Annotated in this window: 12 protein-coding genes; all 12 read left to right on the forward strand. The window is 39.0% G+C overall.

Translation table 11 applies throughout. From position 1 onward, the window contains the following. The first annotated feature begins 130 nt into the window (after positions 1 to 130). Entirely contained in the window at positions 131 to 841 is a 711-nt protein-coding gene (locus tag ACMFL8_RS00645; RefSeq protein WP_010200796.1) for a succinate dehydrogenase iron-sulfur subunit, read from the forward strand. A gap of 818 nt (positions 842 to 1659) precedes the next feature. Further along, complete coding sequence (locus tag ACMFL8_RS00650) at positions 1660 to 4539, forward strand: 2-oxoglutarate dehydrogenase E1 component (protein WP_413189798.1); 2880 nt, start codon at positions 1660 to 1662, stop codon at positions 4537 to 4539. Positions 4540 to 4680: 141 nt separating this feature from the next. Beyond that, positions 4681 to 5940 carry a 2-oxoglutarate dehydrogenase complex dihydrolipoyllysine-residue succinyltransferase gene (gene odhB / locus ACMFL8_RS00655; RefSeq protein WP_210540907.1) on the forward strand — a complete coding sequence of 420 codons (1260 nt, stop codon included), beginning with the start codon at positions 4681 to 4683 and terminating at the stop codon, positions 5938 to 5940. A 247-nt stretch (positions 5941 to 6187) separates the two neighbouring features. Beyond that, positions 6188 to 7642 carry a dihydrolipoyl dehydrogenase gene (gene lpdA, locus ACMFL8_RS00660; protein ID WP_413189799.1) on the forward strand — a complete coding sequence of 485 codons (1455 nt, stop codon included), beginning with the start codon at positions 6188 to 6190 and terminating at the stop codon, positions 7640 to 7642. Positions 7643 to 7801: 159 nt separating this feature from the next. Then, a complete protein-coding gene (gene sucC / locus ACMFL8_RS00665; protein WP_110922030.1) occupies positions 7802 to 8968 on the forward strand; it encodes an ADP-forming succinate--CoA ligase subunit beta in 1167 nt (388 codons plus the stop codon). A gap of 152 nt (positions 8969 to 9120) precedes the next feature. Next, on the forward strand, positions 9121 to 9996 hold the full coding sequence (gene sucD, locus ACMFL8_RS00670) for a succinate--CoA ligase subunit alpha (RefSeq protein WP_201589362.1): 876 nt from the start codon (positions 9121 to 9123) through the stop codon (positions 9994 to 9996). A gap of 135 nt (positions 9997 to 10131) precedes the next feature. Beyond that, positions 10132 to 11277, forward strand: coding sequence for a non-hydrolyzing UDP-N-acetylglucosamine 2-epimerase (wecB, locus tag ACMFL8_RS00675; RefSeq protein WP_413189800.1), 1146 nt, complete (start codon positions 10132 to 10134; stop codon positions 11275 to 11277). Positions 11278 to 11299: 22 nt separating this feature from the next. Then, complete coding sequence (gene wecC, locus ACMFL8_RS00680; RefSeq protein ID WP_413189801.1) at positions 11300 to 12544, forward strand: UDP-N-acetyl-D-mannosamine dehydrogenase; 1245 nt, start codon at positions 11300 to 11302, stop codon at positions 12542 to 12544. A gap of 102 nt (positions 12545 to 12646) precedes the next feature. After that, positions 12647 to 13567 carry a glycosyltransferase family 2 protein gene (locus ACMFL8_RS00685; protein WP_413189802.1) on the forward strand — a complete coding sequence of 307 codons (921 nt, stop codon included), beginning with the start codon at positions 12647 to 12649 and terminating at the stop codon, positions 13565 to 13567. Positions 13568 to 13578: 11 nt separating this feature from the next. Then, positions 13579 to 15939, forward strand: a complete 2361-nt coding sequence (locus tag ACMFL8_RS00690; protein ID WP_413189803.1) for a hypothetical protein — start codon at positions 13579 to 13581, stop codon at positions 15937 to 15939. Position 15940: 1 nt separating this feature from the next. Continuing rightward, positions 15941 to 17692, forward strand: coding sequence for a glycosyltransferase family 4 protein (locus ACMFL8_RS00695; protein WP_413189804.1), 1752 nt, complete (start codon positions 15941 to 15943; stop codon positions 17690 to 17692). A gap of 55 nt (positions 17693 to 17747) precedes the next feature. Next, on the forward strand, positions 17748 to 19937 hold the full coding sequence (locus tag ACMFL8_RS00700) for a hypothetical protein (protein ID WP_413189805.1): 2190 nt from the start codon (positions 17748 to 17750) through the stop codon (positions 19935 to 19937). Positions 19938 to 19981: the final 44 nt, after the last annotated feature.

The following is a 19981-nucleotide window of genomic DNA, read 5'->3' on the forward strand; positions in this document are numbered from 1 at the left end:
TATTAATTTATTAAAAAGGTGACCGCCAGCTACATGCTCATGCCAGCGCTGTGATAAAAATACTCTATCTAGCGCTGATATGTTGCAACCTTTGTACGCCCGCCATCACCTACGTGTGGAGTTTAGCATTATGAGCCGAGGTACTCGCACCATCGAAATCTATCGCTACGATCCTGATCTGGACGCAGCGCCACGTATGCAAACCTATACAGTTGAGTTGTTAGACTCAGATCGTATGTTGCTTGACGTGTTACTACGCCTGAAAAAGGAAGATGAAACCATCACCTTCCGTCGCTCTTGCCGTGAAGGCATTTGTGGCTCTGATGGCATGAATATCAATGGCAAAAATGGTCTAGCCTGTCTTATCAACATGAACACGCTACCCGAAAAAATTACTGTTCGTCCGTTGCCAGGTTTACCTGTGGTTCGTGATTTGGTCGTCGATATGAACCAATTCTACGAGCAGTATGAAAAAGTACACCCGTACTTAATCAACGATCAGCCAGCACCGCCAACAGAGCGTTTGCAGTCACCTGAGCAACGCGAAAAGCTAAACGGTCTGTACGAATGTATTCTATGTGCGTGCTGCTCAACCAGCTGCCCATCGTTTTGGTGGAACCCTGATAAATTCTTAGGTCCATCTGCACTATTACATGCTTATCGCTTCGTCGCTGATAGCCGTGATGGTGATACGCAAGCACGTTTGGCACGTTTGGATGATCCGTTCAGCCTATTCCGTTGCCGCGGTATCATGAACTGCGTTTCAGTGTGTCCAAAAGGTTTGAACCCTACCAAAGCAATCGGTCATCTACGTAACATGCTGATAGACCAAGCAGGTTAAACGAGTTAAGCGCTGCTTAGTTTATGTACATATCATAATGAAACACCGTCTCAGTATTAGGCGGTGTTTTTTATTAGCTAGATTTGCGTATGGGTAGGAGATAGAAGAGGTATTTCTGTTTACTATTTGGAGAGGCGCATTTGGCTAAAACGCGTTAAATCGCTGGTCAAAAGTAAGCCAGTATTAACAATACGTTGGTGGTATGTAAGAAGTCCTGTTATGTAAACGAACTGTCTATATAATTAGCAGTAGAAATGCACGGAGTAAGAGGTTTATAATAGATATTCATTATGTAAATACCTACTATTGAGCAAACAAACTATGTCGTGCAAGGCATGCATGCTAAGCTATACAGCAATGTATGTTTGTCAAAAATGACAATAAATATCCTTCATAAGAAGACATTTCAGCGAAAATAGCCAATTCATAGGCTAGCTGAACGATAGGGTATTTGCAAAAGGTATTATCATTAATAAATTGGTTATAGCTGATAGCAGTATATATAAATTAATGTTGTGAAACGAGTCAGACAAGAAAACTGGACGTTCACAAATAATTTTATCAGATGGCTATTGTTTGAGCTGAGTATTGTAGTAGCGCCATCATTATTACTTGACATATTTTTTATCGATAATGATGAACGCTACTTATCACAGTAGGAACAACGATGCCTTATATTAGTCATCAGCAATTATTAGTTATCAGCAATAGCAAATCTTATTACTGTTTAAGCTCAAAAGTCAAAATATCAAATGTACAACGAACGACACAATAATAAGCACGATTCCATTCATTTATCTATCAAATAGACGATTATTATGAATAGTATAACTAAAGAAGCCGCAGACGTAGAACATACTGAACTGGCCGCTGATAATGCCAACTATATCGAAGTGCTTTATGAGCAATACCTGACTGACCCTACTAGTGTTGATACGGATTGGCAAGCGTATTTCGAACAATACAAATCGCCAAACGATGCTCAGCATAATGCTATTAAAGACCAGTTTTTGTTACTTGCTCGCAATCAAACGGCGAACAAGGGCACTCCTGCAACCACAACGACTAGCAATGCAGCTGACTGTGCCGACCCTAAGCAAATGGGCGTACAGCAGCTGATTTCTGCTTATCGTCGCCGTGGTCATCGCCGCGCAAAACTTGATCCATTAGATCTGCACCCACGCGCTGAAGTGGAAGATTTGACGCTTGAGTATCACAATCTTTCAGAAGCCGATCTAGACACCATATATCCCACCAATGATTTGAATATTGGTAAGGACGAAGCACCGTTACGTGAAATTATTGAAATCATGGAACGTGTTTATAGTCGTTATATCGGTATCGAATATATGCACGTTACCACCAGTACAGAAAAGCGCTGGATGGAAAAATATCTCGAAAGCAATCTGGGTTACATTGAGTTTGATAAAGACAAACGACTCTCTATCCTTGAGCGTTTAACCGCTGCCGAAGGCTTAGAGAAATATTTGGCGCGTAAATATACGGGCGTCAAGCGTTTCGGTCTAGAGGGTGGCGAGAGCTTTATCCCTGCTATCAATGAAATCATCCAACGTGCTGGCGGTTATGGCACCAAAGAGATGGTTATCGGTATGGCGCATCGTGGGCGCTTGAACTTATTGGTGAATATCTTAGGTAAAAAACCTGCTGATTTGTTCGACGAGTTCGATGGTAAAGTTCAGCCAGAAAAAGGCTCAGGCGACGTTAAGTACCACAATGGTTTCTCATCTAATGTGATGACGCCAGGTGGCGAAGCGCATTTGGCTTTGGCTTTTAACCCGTCACACCTTGAAATCGTTGCGCCAGTATTGCAAGGGTCAGTACGTGCCCGTCAGGTTCGTCGTAATGACCAACCTCTTTTAGACAATAAAGGCGGTAACTCAGTCTTGCCAATCGTCATCCATGGTGATGCTGCTTTTGCTGGTCAAGGCGTGGTTCAAGAAACGTTCCAAATGTCACAAACTCGTGCTTATACCACTGGTGGTACGGTACATATTGTGATCAATAACCAAGTTGGTTTTACGACCAGTCGTCAAGAAGATGTTCGTTCAACTGAATACTGTACTGACGTGGCAAAAATGGTACATGCACCTATTTTACACGTGAATGGTGATGATCCTGAATCGGTCGTGTTTGCCGCACAATTGGCATTAGACTATCGTCATCAATTTGATAAAGATATCATCATTGATCTTTTCTGCTATCGTCGTAACGGTCACAACGAAGCAGATGAACCTTCTGCCACTCAGCCTTTGATGTATGCCGTTATTAAGAAACTGCCGACGACTCGTACTATTTATGCACAGAAGCTTATTGCAGATGGTATCTTGAATGCTGAACAAGAAAAGCAATACGAAGATGAGTATCGTGAGTCTTTAGACCGTGGTGATTATGTTGCCAACTCACTGGTTCAAGAACCTAACGAACAGCTATTTGTAGACTGGAAACCTTATCTAGGACATGATTTGGTTGATGACTGGGATACCAGTGTCGATATCGAAATCCTAAAAGGTTACGGACGTCGTATGGCTGAAATGCCAGAAGGCTATAAGCTTCAGCGCCAAGTTCAAAAAGTCGTTGATCAGCGTTTGGCTATGCAAACTGGCGAAGAGCCTCTTAACTGGGGTGCTGCTGAGACATTGGCATACGCATCTTTAGTCGATAACGATAAAGTATTGGTTCGTATTACTGGTGAAGATGTGGGCCGCGGTACTTTCGCTCACCGTCACAGTGAAATTTACAATATCGATGATGGCAGTATGTATGTGCCACTGGCTCATATGAGCGAAACACAAGCGCGTTTTGCCACCTATAACTCATTGTTATCAGAAGAAGCCGTATTGGCCTTTGAGTATGGTTATGCAACGACCGTACCAAACGCATTGATCGTTTGGGAAGCGCAGTTTGGTGACTTCGTCAACGGTGCGCAAGTCGTCATCGATCAGTTCATCTCGAGTGGCGAAACCAAATGGCAGCGTGTGTGCGGTCTGACTATGTTGTTACCACATGGTTTCGAAGGTCAAGGCCCTGAGCATTCATCGGCGCGTCTTGAGCGCTTCTTACAGTTATGTGCTGAAGACAATATGCAGGTCATTACGCCAACGACGCCTGCGCAAATTTATCATGCCCTACGTCGTCAAGCAGTGCGTCCGATTCGTAAGCCATTGATCGTCATGTCACCAAAAAGCCTATTGCGTCATAAGTTGGCTACGTCAAATCTCGAAGAGCTGGCCAATGGTAAATTTGAGACTGTATTGCCAGAGATGGATGAGCACAACGCAGACAACGTGACTCGGATGGTGCTATGTGGTGGTAAGGTTTATTATGACTTGCTAGAACAACGCCGCGCGCTCGGTCTTGACCATGTCGCCATCATCCGTATCGAACAACTTTATCCATTGCCAGAAGAACGGTTGATTGCTGAAATTGAAAAATACAGCAACCTAAAAGAAATCGTTTGGACGCAAGAAGAACCGCTTAATCAGGGCGCTTGGTATTACTTGGCACCGAGTATGTTCCGTATTGTGGTACCACATCCAACCAAGGCAAAAGTCATGGAGCCAGTAGCACGTCCTCCTAGTGCTGCCCCTGCGACAGGTTCTGCGAAATTACACGTACAACAGCAACAAGCATTAATCGCTGGCGGTCTTGGTATTAGTGTGGACGAATTGTCTAAGTAGCAGGTTGTCAAAGTAACAGACTAGATAAGACAAATGAATCAGGCGATGACAGTCAGTATGGTGTAAATACTTTAGATCGGTACTGACTGCCTATCACGACTTAATAATAAATAGCAATATCCAAATCTAAGGAGTATATCGATGGCTGAGATCAAAGCCCCCGTTTTTCCAGAATCGGTTGCCGATGGCACAATCGTTGAATGGCATGTCACTGAAGGCCAACAAGTAAACCGTGATGACCTATTGGCCGAAATTGAAACTGACAAAGTTGTATTAGAAGTTGTGGCACCTGATGATGGTGTGGTAACCAAAATCGTTAAGCAAGTTGATGATACTGTATTGTCTGATGAGTTAATTGCAGAGTTTGAAGCGGGCGCAAGTGGCGCTGGTGCAGACGACAGTAATGACGGTGATGCTCCTTCCGTGAATCCAGATCAGCCAGCTGCTCCAGTACAAGCAAAGCAAGCGGCAGATGGCGGCGAGCCAGTACAAGTAACAGATAAGAAAGAAGAAGCTGATCATAAAGATCAAAGCCCAGCAGTCCGTAAAGCGGCAAAAGAGAGCGGCGTCGATCCTAAAGATGTCGAAGGTAGTGGTCGTGGTGGTCGTGTAACCAAGACTGATATGGCAAGCCCAACGCTAAAAGCAGACAGCTCTATTAAGTCTGATAGCGGTCGTCCAGTAGCTGAATCAGCTGGTGAGCGCACCGAAAAACGTGTGCCAATGACACGCCTTCGTAAGCGTGTTGCTGAGCGTTTATTATCAGCGACGCAAGAAACTGCGATGCTGACGACGTTCAACGAAGTTAACATGAAACCGTTAATGGACATGCGTACCAAATATAAAGACCAGTTTGAAAAGCGTCATGGCGTTCGTCTAGGCTTTATGTCGTTATTCGTCAAAGCAGCGACTGAAGCGCTAAAACGTTTTCCAGCAGTGAATGCATCACTGGATGGCGACGACATTGTTTATCATGGTTTTTATGATATCGGTGTAGCTGTATCATCAGACCGTGGTCTAGTTGTTCCTGTATTACGTGATACCGATCGCATGAGCATGGCAGATGTCGAAAGCCGTATCCGTGAACTTGGTGGCTTGGCTCAAAAAGGCAAGCTTGGTCTAGATGACATGACTGGTGGTACTTTCACTATCTCAAACGGTGGCGTATTCGGTTCACTCATGTCAACGCCTATCTTGAACCCGCCACAAACCGCTATCTTGGGTATGCATGCCATCAATGACCGCCCTATGGCAGTTAATGGTGAAGTTAAAATCTTGCCAATGATGTATCTTGCACTATCTTACGACCATCGTATGATCGATGGTAAAGAAGCGGTACAGTTCTTAGTTACTCTCAAAGAGTTGGTCGAAGATCCAACCATGCTCCTCTTAGACCTATAAGCTTCTAAGCTTGTATTGGCAACCGCTGATACAAGCTTTTTAACTTTGGTAGCGTGGTATAAATAGTTTTTTAATGATGCTACCGTTTCGAGTAGCAACGTCAGCAGCTATATTTTATTAGCGTTTTTTGATAAATAAATGTGTGGCGTTGATATAGTGTATTAACTAGCAGCGAGAAACATCGTTTATCTCTTAATAAAATAAACAATAGCATAAATGATAAATAAAATAGAAATAGGAACGTACTATGAAAGACAGTTATGATCTAGTCGTTATCGGCGGCGGTCCTGGTGGTTACGAAGCAGCTATCCGTGCAGGACAGCTTGGTATGAGCGTTGCTTGTATCGAAAAACGTGTTTATAAAGGTGAGCCAGCACTTGGCGGTACTTGCTTAAACGTTGGTTGTATCCCATCAAAAGCACTGCTTGATAGCTCGCATCGTTATGAAGCGACCAAGCACGATCTTGATGAGCATGGTATCAGCACCGGCGATGTCGCTATTGATATCGAAAAAATGATAGAACGCAAAGAAGGCATCGTTAAGCAATTAACTGGTGGTGTTGCGGCATTATTGAAAGGTAATGGCGTTGACTGGCTACAAGGCTGGGGCACGTTGGTTGACGGCAAAGGCGCTGATAAACAAGTTAAATTTGTCGCTTTAGAAGACGAAGCAGAAAGCACTATTACCGCTAAGAATGTGATTTTGGCGGCAGGTTCAGTGCCTATCGACATCCCAGTTGCTAAAACTGACGGCGATCGTATCGTTGATTCTACTGGCGCGCTTGATTTCACTTCAGTCCCTAAACGTTTAGGCGTTATTGGTGCTGGTGTTATCGGTCTTGAGCTTGGTTCAGTATGGCGTCGTCTAGGTGCTGAGGTTGTGGTCTATGAAGCGCTTCCTAGTTTCTTAGCAGCCGCTGACAAAGACATCTCGAAAGAAGCTGGCAAAATGCTGAAAAAGCAAGGCCTTGATATCCGTGTCGATACCAAAGTAACCAATGCTGAAGTTAAAGATGATCAAGTGGTCGTCACTAGCGAAAACAAAGGTGAGTCGAGCGAAGAGAGCTTTGACAAACTAATTGTTTGTGTTGGTCGCCGTGCTTATTCTGAAAAATTACTTGGCGATGACAGTGGCATTCAATTGACCGAACGTGGTCTTATCGACGTGAACGATCAGTGCAAAACCAATCTTGATGGCGTTTATGCCATCGGCGATTTAGTCCGTGGTCCTATGCTTGCGCACAAAGCGATGGAAGAGGGCATGATGGCTGTGGAACGTATTCATGGCGAAAAAGCTCAAGTTAACTATGACACCATCATCAATGTCATTTATACTCACCCAGAAATTGCATGGGTAGGCTTAACTGAGCAAGAAGCTGAAGCAGCTGGCTATGAAGTCAAGACAGGTTCATTTAACTTGGCTGCCAACGGTCGTGCACTAGCTCAAAGCGAAGCAGAAGGCTCTATCAAAGTAGTGGCTGATGCTAAGACAGATCGCCTACTAGGTATGCATGCTATCGCTGCTGGTGCTGGTGATATCGTCCATCAAGGTATGATTGCGATGGAATTTGTCTCTAGTATCGAAGACTTGCAGTTGATGACGTTTGCGCATCCAACGATGTCAGAAGCGGTGCACGAAGCGGCACTATCTGCAGATGGCCGTGCTATCCACGCTATCCAGCGCAAAAAACGCAAGAAATAAGCAGTTGCTCGTTTAATTATTATCGATTTACAACCTGATTGTGGTATCGCTATTTTGGCGATAGCCACGATCATGAGTGCGTCAGACGTATGATTAATATATGCATGGGCGCACTTGATTTCACTTTTTATTAATTGTAAAAAATAAAGGATACAATCAATGAATTTACATGAGTATCAAGCAAAAGAGCTATTAAAAAGCTACGGTTTGCCAATTCAAGAAGGCATCATCGCCTATAGTGGCGACGAAGCTGCTGCTGCTTTTGATAAAACACCAACTGACATTGCGGTTATTAAAGCGCAAGTACATGCTGGTGGTCGCGGTAAAGCGGGCGGTGTAAAGCTGGTTAAAACTCGTGAAGAAGCCAAGCAAGTTACTGAAGAGCTTATCGGCACCAATTTAGTTACTTTCCAAACTGACGCTGATGGTCAACCAGTTAACTTCGTATTGGTTGCAGAAGACATGTATCCAGTACAAACTGAGCTATATCTTGGTGCAGTCGTTGATCGTGCGACTCGTCGTGTGACTTTCATGGCATCAACCGAAGGTGGTGTTGATATCGAAGAAGTAGCAAACGAGACGCCAGAAAAAATCTTTAAAGTACATGTTGATCCTTTAGTTGGTCTAATGCCTTTCCAAGCGCGCGATGTTGCGTTCAAACTTGGCCTAGAAGGCAAGCAAATCAATCAGTTCGTTAAATTAATGACTGGCGCTTATAAAGCATTTGTTGAAAACGACTTTGCCTTAATGGAAATCAACCCATTAGCTGTTCGTGAAAATGGCGAAATCGTTTGTGTTGATGGCAAAATCGGTATCGATTCGAATGCACTATATCGTCTGCCTAAAATTGCAGCACTACAAGACAAAACTCAAGAAAACGAGCGTGAGCTTAAAGCTGCTGAGTTTGATCTAAACTATGTTGCCCTAGAAGGTAATATCGGTTGTATGGTTAACGGTGCTGGTCTTGCAATGGCAACGATGGATATCATCAAATTGTATGGTGGCAAGCCTGCTAACTTCTTGGACGTTGGCGGCGGTGCAACTAAAGATCGCGTTGTTGAAGCATTCAAGATCATTCTTGAAGACAGCAGCGTTGAAGGTGTTCTAATCAACATCTTCGGTGGTATCGTACGTTGTGACATGATTGCAGAAGCCATTATCGCTGCTGTTAAAGAAGTCGATGTACAAGTACCTGTCGTTGTACGCCTAGAAGGTAATAACGCTGAAAAAGGCTTACAAATTCTAGAAGAGTCTGGTCTTAAGCTGACGACAGCCCAAGGCTTAGCAGATGCGGCTCAGAAAATTGTCGACGCTGTTAAAGCTTAATATATTTGAGGCATAGTCTTTTAAATATAAGCGTTTAAGCATAGTAGTCAACGTGTAATAGCAGCTTGTTGGTATACATTTATCATTAATATTTAATGGTTAACACATCATCAGGTAGCTATTACAAGACAACCGAATACAAGGAATAAATAATGAGTGTATTAATCGATAAAGATACCAAAGTATTGGTACAAGGTTTCACTGGTAAAAATGGTACGTTCCACTCTGAGCAAGCGATCGAATACGGTACTAAAGTCGTCGGCGGCGTAACGCCAGGTAAAGGCGGTCAAACGCATCTAGGCTTACCAGTATTCAATACAATGGCAGAAGCCATGGAAGCGACTCAAGCGGACGCTTCTGTTATCTATGTACCAGCACCATTCGTACTAGATTCTATCGTTGAAGCAATCGATGCTGGCGTTAAATTGATCGTTGTGATCACTGAAGGCGTACCGACTATCGATATGCTAAAAGCCAAACGCTATCTTGAAGAAGCGGGCGACGTGCGTTTAGTTGGTCCTAACTGCCCAGGCGTTATCACTCCAGGCCAGTGCAAAATCGGTATCATGCCAGGTCATATCCATCTGCCGGGTAAAGTGGGTATCATCTCACGCTCTGGTACATTGACTTATGAAGCAGTAGCCCAGACTACTAAGCTTGGTTTTGGTCAGTCAACTTGTATCGGTATCGGTGGTGATCCTATCCCTGGTATGAACCAGATTGACGCATTGAAATTGTTCGAAGCTGATCCACAAACTGAAGCTATCATCCTAATCGGTGAGATCGGTGGTACTGCTGAAGAAGAAGCAGCTGCTTATATCAAAGATCATGTGACTAAGCCAGTTGTTGGCTATATCGCTGGTGTTACCGCTCCAGAAGGCAAGCGTATGGGTCATGCTGGCGCTATTATCTCTGGTGGTCAAGGTACTGCTGAAGAGAAGTTCAAAGCGTTTGAAGATGCTGGTATCGCGTATACACGTGACCCATCTAAGCTTGGCGAAAAGCTAAAAGAAGTTACTGGTTGGTAATTCAGAATTAATTCTGTAATGTGACTACTAAAACCATGTTGAAATGTTAAGAAGGCACCCCTACAATGGGGTGTCTTTTTTTGTAACATAAGATCGTTACAATATTATATATCCTTGTTAAAAAAGAATACATCTATGATAAAAGTACTAAGTATATTTGGCACACGTCCTGAAGCCATTAAAATGGCACCAGTGGTTAAAGCTTTAGAAGCTAACCCTCATATCAAGTCATTAGTTTGCGTAACAGCTCAACACCGTGAAATGCTTGATCAAGTATTGTCGTTATTTGAGATTACACCTGATTATGACTTAGATATTATGAAGTCGGGCCAAAGCTTAACTCAAGCCAGTTCAAGAATGCTACTTGCTCTTGAACCTATTCTCGAAGAGTGTCAGCCAGATTTAGTATTAGTTCATGGTGATACATCGACCACATTGTGTGGTGCCCAAGCTGCTTTTTATCAGCAGATTCCTATTGGTCATGTAGAGTCTGGATTGCGGACTTATAACATCTATTCTCCATGGCCAGAAGAGGCCAATAGACAACTAACCAGTATTATTACTAAACTGCACTTTGCACCGACTAAAGCAGCTGCTCAGCATCTATATGACGAACATAACAACCCTGAATTTATTTATGTCACTGGTAACACAGTCGTCGATGCGCTATTAGGCGTCAAACATAAATTAGAAACTAGCGAGTTTCTCAAGAAAGATTTACAGCAGCAGTTTTCTGAACTGGATTTTACTAAGCGCCGAGTATTGATTACTGGGCATCGTCGTGAAAACTTCGGTGATGGTTTTGAATCAATCTGCCAAGCAATTCAAGAGCTAGCACAAAAGTACCCAGATTACGAATTTGTTTATCCTGTACATTTGAATCCCAATGTAAAAGAGCCAGTCGAACGCTTACTACATGGTCTTGATAACGTTAAGCTGATTCAACCACAGGATTACCTACCATTCGTTTATTTGATGAGCACGAGTCATATCATCTTAACCGACTCTGGTGGTATTCAAGAAGAAGCACCTTCGCTCGGTATTCCAGTTCTAGTAATGCGTGAAACGACTGAGCGTCAAGAGGCAGTTGAAGCAGGAACTGTTAAACTAGTTGGTACTCATCACGCTACTATTGTGGCTGAAGTTAGCAATCTTATTGAAAATGAAGCTTTATACCTAAAAATGAGTGAGGCACATAACCCATACGGTGATGGCCAAGCGTCAGAACGTATTGCTAAAACTATTGTTAGCTTTTTTAATGAAGCAGATTCTTCAAAATAAATATAAGTTAGGTGAGAGAAAAATGAAAAATATTTGTGTGTTCGGTTTGGGCTATATTGGTTTACCAACAGCGGCAATGTTTGCTCATCATGGGGCAAACGTCATCGGTGTAGACGTTAATCAGCATGCTGTTGATACTATTAATCAAGGCAAAATCCACATTGTTGAGCCAGGTTTAGAAGCTATCGTGAAGCAAGCAGTAGATAATGGTAAGCTTAAGGCTAGTCTCACTCCCGTACATTCAGATGCTTATCTCATTGCAGTTCCTACACCTTTTAAAGGTAATGATCATGAGCCTGATTTATCCTATATTCATGCTGTTAGTAAAGCATTAGCCCCTCTGTTAGAAAAAGGTGACGTGGTAATTCTAGAGTCAACATCACCAGTGGGTGCCACTGAGAAAATGGTCGAATGGCTCGCTGAAGAGCGCTCTGATCTTACTTTTCCTAAGTATCATGAGCCTGAAAATGAAGCCGATATCTTTGTTGCTTATTGCCCCGAGCGTGTACTGCCAGGCAAGGTCGTAGAAGAGTTGATCTCAAACGATCGCATTATCGGTGGTATGACCAAAGAATCGACAAAAAAAGCGCAAGAAGTATATCGTATCTTTGTAGAGGGAGAGCTATTAGAGACTAACTCTCGCACTGCTGAAATGGCAAAACTTACTGAAAACGCCTCTCGTGATGTGAGTATTGCTTTCGCTAATGAGTTGTCTATTATCTCTGATAAGTTAGATATCAATGTCTGGGAGTTGATCGAGCTAGCCAATCACCATCCACGCGTCAACATCTTGCAACCTGGTGCTGGAGTAGGTGGCCACTGTATCGCGGTGGATCCATGGTTCATAGTTAATCAGAACCCAAATGAGGCAAAAATTATCCGTGCTGCTCGTGAAATCAATGACAGTAAACCTGATTGGGTCATTGGAAAGATTAAAGCCGAGGTGGACAAGTTAAAAGAGATAGGGATTGATAAGCCGACAGTAGCGTTATTGGGTTTGGCATTCAAACCTGATATTGATGATCTACGTGAGAGTCCGGCCGTTAATATTGCCGAAAAATTATTAAATAACAGTGCGTTGGGAGTTCTTCTAGTAGAACCTAATATAACTACACTTCCTTCTAAGCTTGAGAGTGGTGATTTGGTTGAGCTAAGCGAAGCTCTAGAAAAAGCAGATATTATAACAATACTGGTAGGACATGCTCAGTTTAAACACACAAGCTTTAATATTGATAAAGTAATAATAGACGCAGTGGGTATCGTTTAGCTTGATATGTCATATAGTAGATAATAATAAGATATTTTAAGAACTGCTTAATTTAATTCGATTGCTATAAACCAGCTACTATTTTTATAAAATGATTAACATATGAGTAATGAAGATTTTAAAGAAGGTGTATCTATCATAGTTCCTTGTACTCGTCCTAATGAGTACCTTGGTAAGCTTTTAGATTCCATTTACAACCAACAAGGACTGAATCAAGACTTCATCGAAGTTATTTTAGTATTTAATGGTTATAATGAGTTTATCATTGAGAAGTTTACTGATAAGCTGGAAAAGCTTAAGACTAAGCATCAAGTCAGACTGCTCTACAATAGTGTGGGCAGCGCCTCTAAAGCTAGAAATATAGGGTTAGAAGCAAGTACTAGAAGCTTTATTTGTTTTTGTGATGATGATGATTGGATAGGTGTTAATTACATAAATAATTTATATAAGGTATCAGACCTCTCTAATATAGCTTTTGCTCCTATAATAGATGTAAGTATGGATGGAAAAAAAGAGTCGAGAGAAGATATCAACAGATTTCTAAAGTCTGATAATTCTAACGATCTATCTTTATATTCAAGAGCGCTTACTCTTAATGCGTGTAAACTGATTCCTACCATTTACGCAAAAAAAGTTAATTTTGATGAGGCTTTAATGAGTGGTGAAGATGTAGTGTACTTTTGTGAGTACGTAAGTAGATTTAGACCAAGTTTTGCTCATGTTAATAACGGTGGTTGTTATTATTATCGTCTAAAAACTAAAGACTCTACATCTAGACAATCAATGAGCTATGAGTTCAATGTCGAGCAAAGGCTTGACGTAATAAAGAAACTAGTAGATTTGGCAACTGCTGATTTAAATAATTTTTTTCAAAGTAAGATAAATGCACAACTGTCATTTTTAAACAAATATTTCATTAAAAACTCAAACAGTCTTAGTAGTATACGAAAGTCTTTTGAAAGTAGAAGCTTATCTGATCTTACGATGTTTAAGAATGATAGGTTTTATATCAATTTGTCTTAATGGTAAAAACTATGAAAAAAAATAAATTATTCAAGAAGATGAAAATATCTTTAAAAGATAAAGTGCCTAAGCCTAAAGGTAATGATCAAATAGGAGACAGATTCAAGCTATTGGCTCATGAGTTTCTAAATAATGAAATAAACTACGATGAAGTATTAATTCGTGCTGCGGCTTTGTATTTGAGAAGAGAGCAGCACTTAAAAAATAATGAAAAGTTAGATAAGAGTATTAGTTACATACAGCTATTTCTTAATGAAACTAAAGAGTATAAAAATACTCAACTTGTCAGTATTACTAAAAACCCTAAATCATTAAGTAATGGTTATGAGTCGAAACCACCGATAATTACGAAAGCAGATAAAAGGATTCAAAAGGGTGAGGTCACAGTATTAAAATCGAAAGCTTCTAGAGCAAAAGGCAAAAGTAATCATTTACTATCAAACGAGATTTATAAGCAGTATAAGCAAGGATTGACTATAATATTTGTTAATTTTTCAATGGACAAACGGGAAATATTAACTAGTTTTTTAGATAAAAACAAACAAAGTCTAAATCTTTTAACAGTTAAATTTTTAGGAGAACTGGAAATTGGTGAGATAGACGAGTTAGCAAGGCTATCACAATATTATAAGATGAGGCTTAGGGTTTTAGACTCTTTAAATTCTTTACAACAGTTAGTCAAAGATATTGATACTAAAAGCACAGGATTTGTAGACTTCAATTCTCGGATTATTGATATCGATATTAAAGAGTGTTTGAATAAAAGTACCTACAACTCATTATTATTACCAACTAACATTTGTAATGAAAATTTTGATGTATTAGTTGATAGTAATTGTAGTAATGGGGCTATTATTCCTACCTATTTATTGAAAAAATATGATGTCAAAGTAATTGATGTATTCACGTTTAACTTTTTGCTCATTAGACTGAATAATACTTACAATATGGTTGGTGTACCTTATCCATCTATGATGAATTATTGTGCAGAGCTAACGCTAGAAGATACAGTAAAATATATTCAGAATCTAAGTAGTCTACCAGCCTTCAATGAAACTGATATCGCTACTCAAAAACTAAACAAACTCTATGCCGATTTAAGAAGTGCTGATCAGGATAATTTGCTTAGTATATCTATGCAGCAAAATGCTTATAGAATAGATTTCAGAAAAGCCTTTCCTGATAGTTTTAAAAATACTTCAACTTTGGTAATAGCTTATAACTTCACACCTTTTGTAGATCCATCGGCTATAGTAGTGGCCAAACGTATACAAGAAGAGGAGTGGTATTCGGATGTAATCTGTAATGATATGACAGCTATCAGAAAACGTTCAGAAAGCTTAGCATTCATTGGTAAACCTTATATCAATTCAGTCATTACGATTAAAACTAAACCGACTTTTGCGCATCAGCCGCATTATCAAGAGTTTGTCGATAAGTCTATTGAAGTGCTAGATCTAAGTAAGTATGAGCAAGTTTATAGCAGAAGTTTTTTTGTAGCGGCACATTTCTTAGGGTTTGACGTTAAAGTTGAAAAACCAGAAATTACTTGGCTTGCGGAGTTTTCAGACCCAGGTGTCTTTGATGTGCAAGGCAATAAAAGATATTCGTGGTTTAGAGACTTGGCAGTCCGTGATAGATATGTAGGATTAGTCTATGAAAAATTTCCTGATTTTAAAAAGTATCGTTTAGAAGAAAATGACAATATATACTTTTGGTCAGAACTTCTGCCTTTCTGCTTTGCAGATAGTATTATGTTTACTTGTGAGAATCAACGACGAGTGATGTTAAATAACTTAGAGATAAGTGAGTTAAGAAGCATTGTAGAAAATAAGTCTATTGTTAAATCTCAGCCGACCCTTCCAGAGTTTTTTTACTCTTTTAAAGAAGTTGAACATAATATAGAAAACGAATATATCAATATTGCTTATTTTGGTTCGTTTTATATAAACCGTAATTTCAATGATGTATTTGAGGCTATCAACAGACTTCCATTGGACAAAAAACAGAAAATTAAGCTGCATATTTATACCAATCAAATAGATGATGTCATTGAGGCCGCGACTGAATATAGAGTTCTAGATAATATTGTGGTATCAAACTACTTAGACTATTTGGATTTTTTAAATATTCTTGATGAATTTGATTACTTATTTTTGATGGATACTAATACTGATGGAACTTTTGAAGTAAATCCTTATTTGCCATCTAAATTGAGTGACTATTTAGGGTCTAAAGCTGAAATTTGGGCTCATTGTGAGAAAGGTAGTTCTTTGAGTAATCATAAAGAAGTAGCTTACAAGTCGTATATCGATACACCATTATCTATAGACAGCGTAATAAATAACTTATTTTCTATTGAGAGAGTTTAGTATGAAGCACAGTTCAGTTTTAATAGTATGCCTTAATAGCTCTATCGGTGGTGTATCAACTAGGATGGAGGGTGAAGTAAACGCTTTCATAGATAAAGGCGTTGATGTTTATCTTCTTGGTGACGAGCGTGTAAAGGAATGTAGTTATGCAACCAACCCTAGAGTCAAACAAGTTAAGATAGCCGATCTAGGTGAATGTAATACGGTTGATAAAATCATTGAAGCACTTAACCACGTTGAGTCTATGATTTTGGAAAATAATATCTCTTTCATCTACTCTCATCATCCAGATATGTATTTTATAAGTGCTATTGCGTCTCAAAGGTTAAAAGTACCGTTCATGATTACGCTTCACGGTATTGGCTTTCATCTGTTTAACAACCCATTCCAGCATTTTATTTTGAGAAATTTCGTTTATCCTTACGCAAGTTTAGTGACGTGCATGTCGCCTGCATTGACTACGATTAGTCGGATATATGCTCCAGAGACCAATCTTCGCTTATATCACAATCTAGTAAATACTGAACGCTTTAACCCAATCAATGCTAATAATATCGATGATGTCGATAATCGTTGGTTGATCGTAAGCAGAATAGATGCTGAAAAGTTCCCTGGGCTGGTCAAGTTCATTGAGTATGCTTATCGCGCTGGTATACCTGGAGTTGTCATAGCTGGTGATGGGGGCTTGGTAGATAAGCTTAAACAACTATTATCTGAGGCAGGGATTGTAGATTATGTTACGTTCTTAGGTGCCAGAAAAGATATACATGAGTTAGTACATAAATACAGTGCAGTTGCTGGAGTTGATAGAGTTGTTTTAGAAGCTGGTAGTAGCATGAAGCCAGTTTGTATTTTGGGTTATAACGGTGGAATCAAAGGTTTCTTGAAAGCTGATAATTTTAAGAGACTTGCCTACACCAATTTTTGTGGTCGAGATCTACCTGATTTAGATTTGAATGATTTTGTTACGGAAGTTAACAAAGTTCATGAGATAGATTTGGTTGAAATAAGAAGTATGATCGAAAAGGACTACAGTGAGACGGATAAATGGACTGAAAATGTAGGAGAGTATTTAACTTATTTGGAGTTTAAAGAAAATAAGGATATTCAAGTTTTATACGATCTAATGTGTTTTTATAATAAACCCATAGAAGGACAAATTTACACCTCTCCTGTATTTAAAAAATATATCGTCAAAGACATAATGGTACGTAAAGATAAAAATTCAACTACTGAATATCAAGAGTTCTTAGGTTTGTTAGAAAATAGTGGCAGCTTTGTTAAACCTCACAGCTATGCTATTCGAGATAGTAAAATTAAAGTAGCAGACTCTGTCAATGAGGGAGAATTGATATTTTCAAGTGAAGAAGGTGTCTATCTAAACGATGGTGTCAATGTTGAGCTTGAAAGTTACTTAAAAGCCAATTATGGTCATAAAATGAAAATAAAAATTCGAGCAATGACACATGATAAAGACCATGAAACCAATCCGATGATTATGTCAGTTCTATTTAAAGATAATAATTCTAATCAAAGTACAAAAAAACATAATGTAGAAGGCTTAAGTGTTTCAGCAAATGAGAGTATCGGCTATTTCAAATATGTTCCTGTAAAGAATTTTATGTGGGAGTTTAATTTCGATATCCTTATTAAAGATAGCTCTGAAATAGAGGAGATTAGACTCAAAAAATGGCAAGCTAAAGAGTTTGAAGAGATATTTATTGAAAAAATTGAAATTCATGTTTTTAATTAAAAACCTATAGTATGCGGTTTTCTTGTTTGAGTATTAATCTTTGAGGTAAGTGTCTATGAATTTACTAAATCCAGTTATTAAGACTGCTGATTTGATTACTCTTGGTTGTAAGCTTATTAGTGAAGAGAAAAAAAATATTATAGGATCTGAATTTTCTAACTATTCAACAGAAAATTATAGTGTATTTGCATTTTCTGGACTGATTTATCCTATTAATAGCCAGCCAAAACTATATAATTTTTCTGACTGCTCTTTGCCAAGTTTTAGTGAGGATTTAGATGACTTAAAAGGTCAATGGGTTACCGTATTAGCTAACGAAAAGCGAAGTATGTTTAAAATTATCGCTGATTATTTTGGTTTTCAGAGTGTTTTTTATCGTTATGATATTATTGATGAAGGTCATTCGCAATTATCAGTTAGCACGAGTTATAACTCGTTGATTGAGTATTCTAAAAAGAATCTACTTTCATGTACTTTTAACGAGGAGCAGTTCTATCTAGCGATGGGAGCAACTAATGTACATTTGCGTACAGCTTTCTCTACTCAATCTTTTTGTCGTGAAATAAAGCTTTTGGGAGTAGATGAGATTTTATCTTTTGATATTTTGAAAGATATATTTACAGTTCATAAAAAAGAGTTCATTAGTGATTCCGAAGAAAGAAGCTACGAAGAGCTGATTAGTATTGGAGTTAAAAAAGCTAAAAAGGATATATCTTCATTAGCCAACTTCTATGAAGATAAAAGAATATTTCTGTCTGGAGGTCGTGATTCAAGAATGGTGTTAGCTCTGCTCTCATCTTTAGGAATTGAAAGCGATTTCACGACTGCAATGGGTAATCCTCAGAGTTTATCTGGATTAGCGAAAAGGGTCGTAGAGAAGGATCTTTACGTTTCTACTTATTTAGCTAATGAATTTGGTATGAAGTATAGCAAGTTTAGTGAACACCTCAGGTTAAATTTGGATTTTGAAAAGTCCCTAGAAAGGATCTTATCGCATGGCGCCCAGTTTGCTTGGACAATAGCACCAAGTAATAGAGTAACTCTGCCTGCTCATAGCTACCTTGCTTTAAGAGGGGGAGGCGGCGAGCTTTTTAGAGCTCATGATACGTCAAAAGAGGCTATAGCTGAACTTCAGACGAAATATCCTGATTTTAACGCGTTGGACTTTGATACTCAGGTTGATGCATTATTTAATTTATACATAAATGTTAAGACTATACCAAGCAATTATGTAGTTAGATGCAAAGAGTTATTCACTGAATCTTTTGTTTTTGATAGAGAGTTCTCTCTCGAGCAAAATATAGATTGGCACTTTGATTACTATAGAAATAGAGTCCATTTTGGACACTACATAAGTTCATTCAGTAAAAATGAATTAGCCTTTCATCCTTTAATGCAGAAGGAGTTCTTATATGCGGCGAATCATCATAATATAGATGATAGAAGGAATGGCAAGATATGCTACGACATTATTGAAAAACTCAATCCAGAGCTTAATAGAATTACCTTTGATAATGGTCATTGGTCGCATATTGATATTAAATTTGGCCCTACCTTAGAAGAACTGAGTAAAGATACAGAACTGTATAAAGAGTATTATCAAGTGCAAGTTAAGAACTCTGCTTTAGCTAATAAACCTGTTGACATTAATAAATATGAAATAGATCCTGAACAAAATATCTCACGCTATAAAATATACAATCTTGCTATTAATATTCTTTTAGAGTTAGTTTTCGAACGTAAGTATACAGTCAACCATATCGAGCAAATTATTAAAAACATTCACTCAGGAAAAGCCTCTCCTGTAGAAGTTCTTTTAAAATATATTGATTACAAGAATGCTTTTGAGGAATATAATACTTCTTGTGACTTACTTTCAGTAAATATGCCAGTTAATAGGAAATATTTGGATTATCTTAATCTTGAAAGCCCAGAAAAGCTTTTATCAATAAAAAAAGAATGTTTCAAAAATTTGGATTATACATTTGTTGTAGCTGAAAGCCTCTATTTTAAAGTAAATCTAAGCTCTAAATTTGATGAGTTATTCGATAAAGTTGAGTATGCCTTCTACTTACACGAGAATGGAAAAGTTTTGGATAAGTGTTGGTATGGTAAAAATAGTGAGTATCGTTATAATAATTTAGATAAAGGAAAAAGATATGTTGTTCATTTTTTCTTAAAGATATTTGTTGATGATAAAGCTTTTAATTCTATCATTGTAAGGTCTGATTTTATCAACACTTAGTTATGGTAAATAGTTTTTAGATAACTAAAGCTGCTGAGTTATTT

Origin of the sequence: Psychrobacter sp. AT9, assembly GCF_047272965.1 — a bacterium.
Lineage (GTDB): Bacteria > Pseudomonadota > Gammaproteobacteria > Pseudomonadales > Moraxellaceae > Psychrobacter > Psychrobacter glaciei.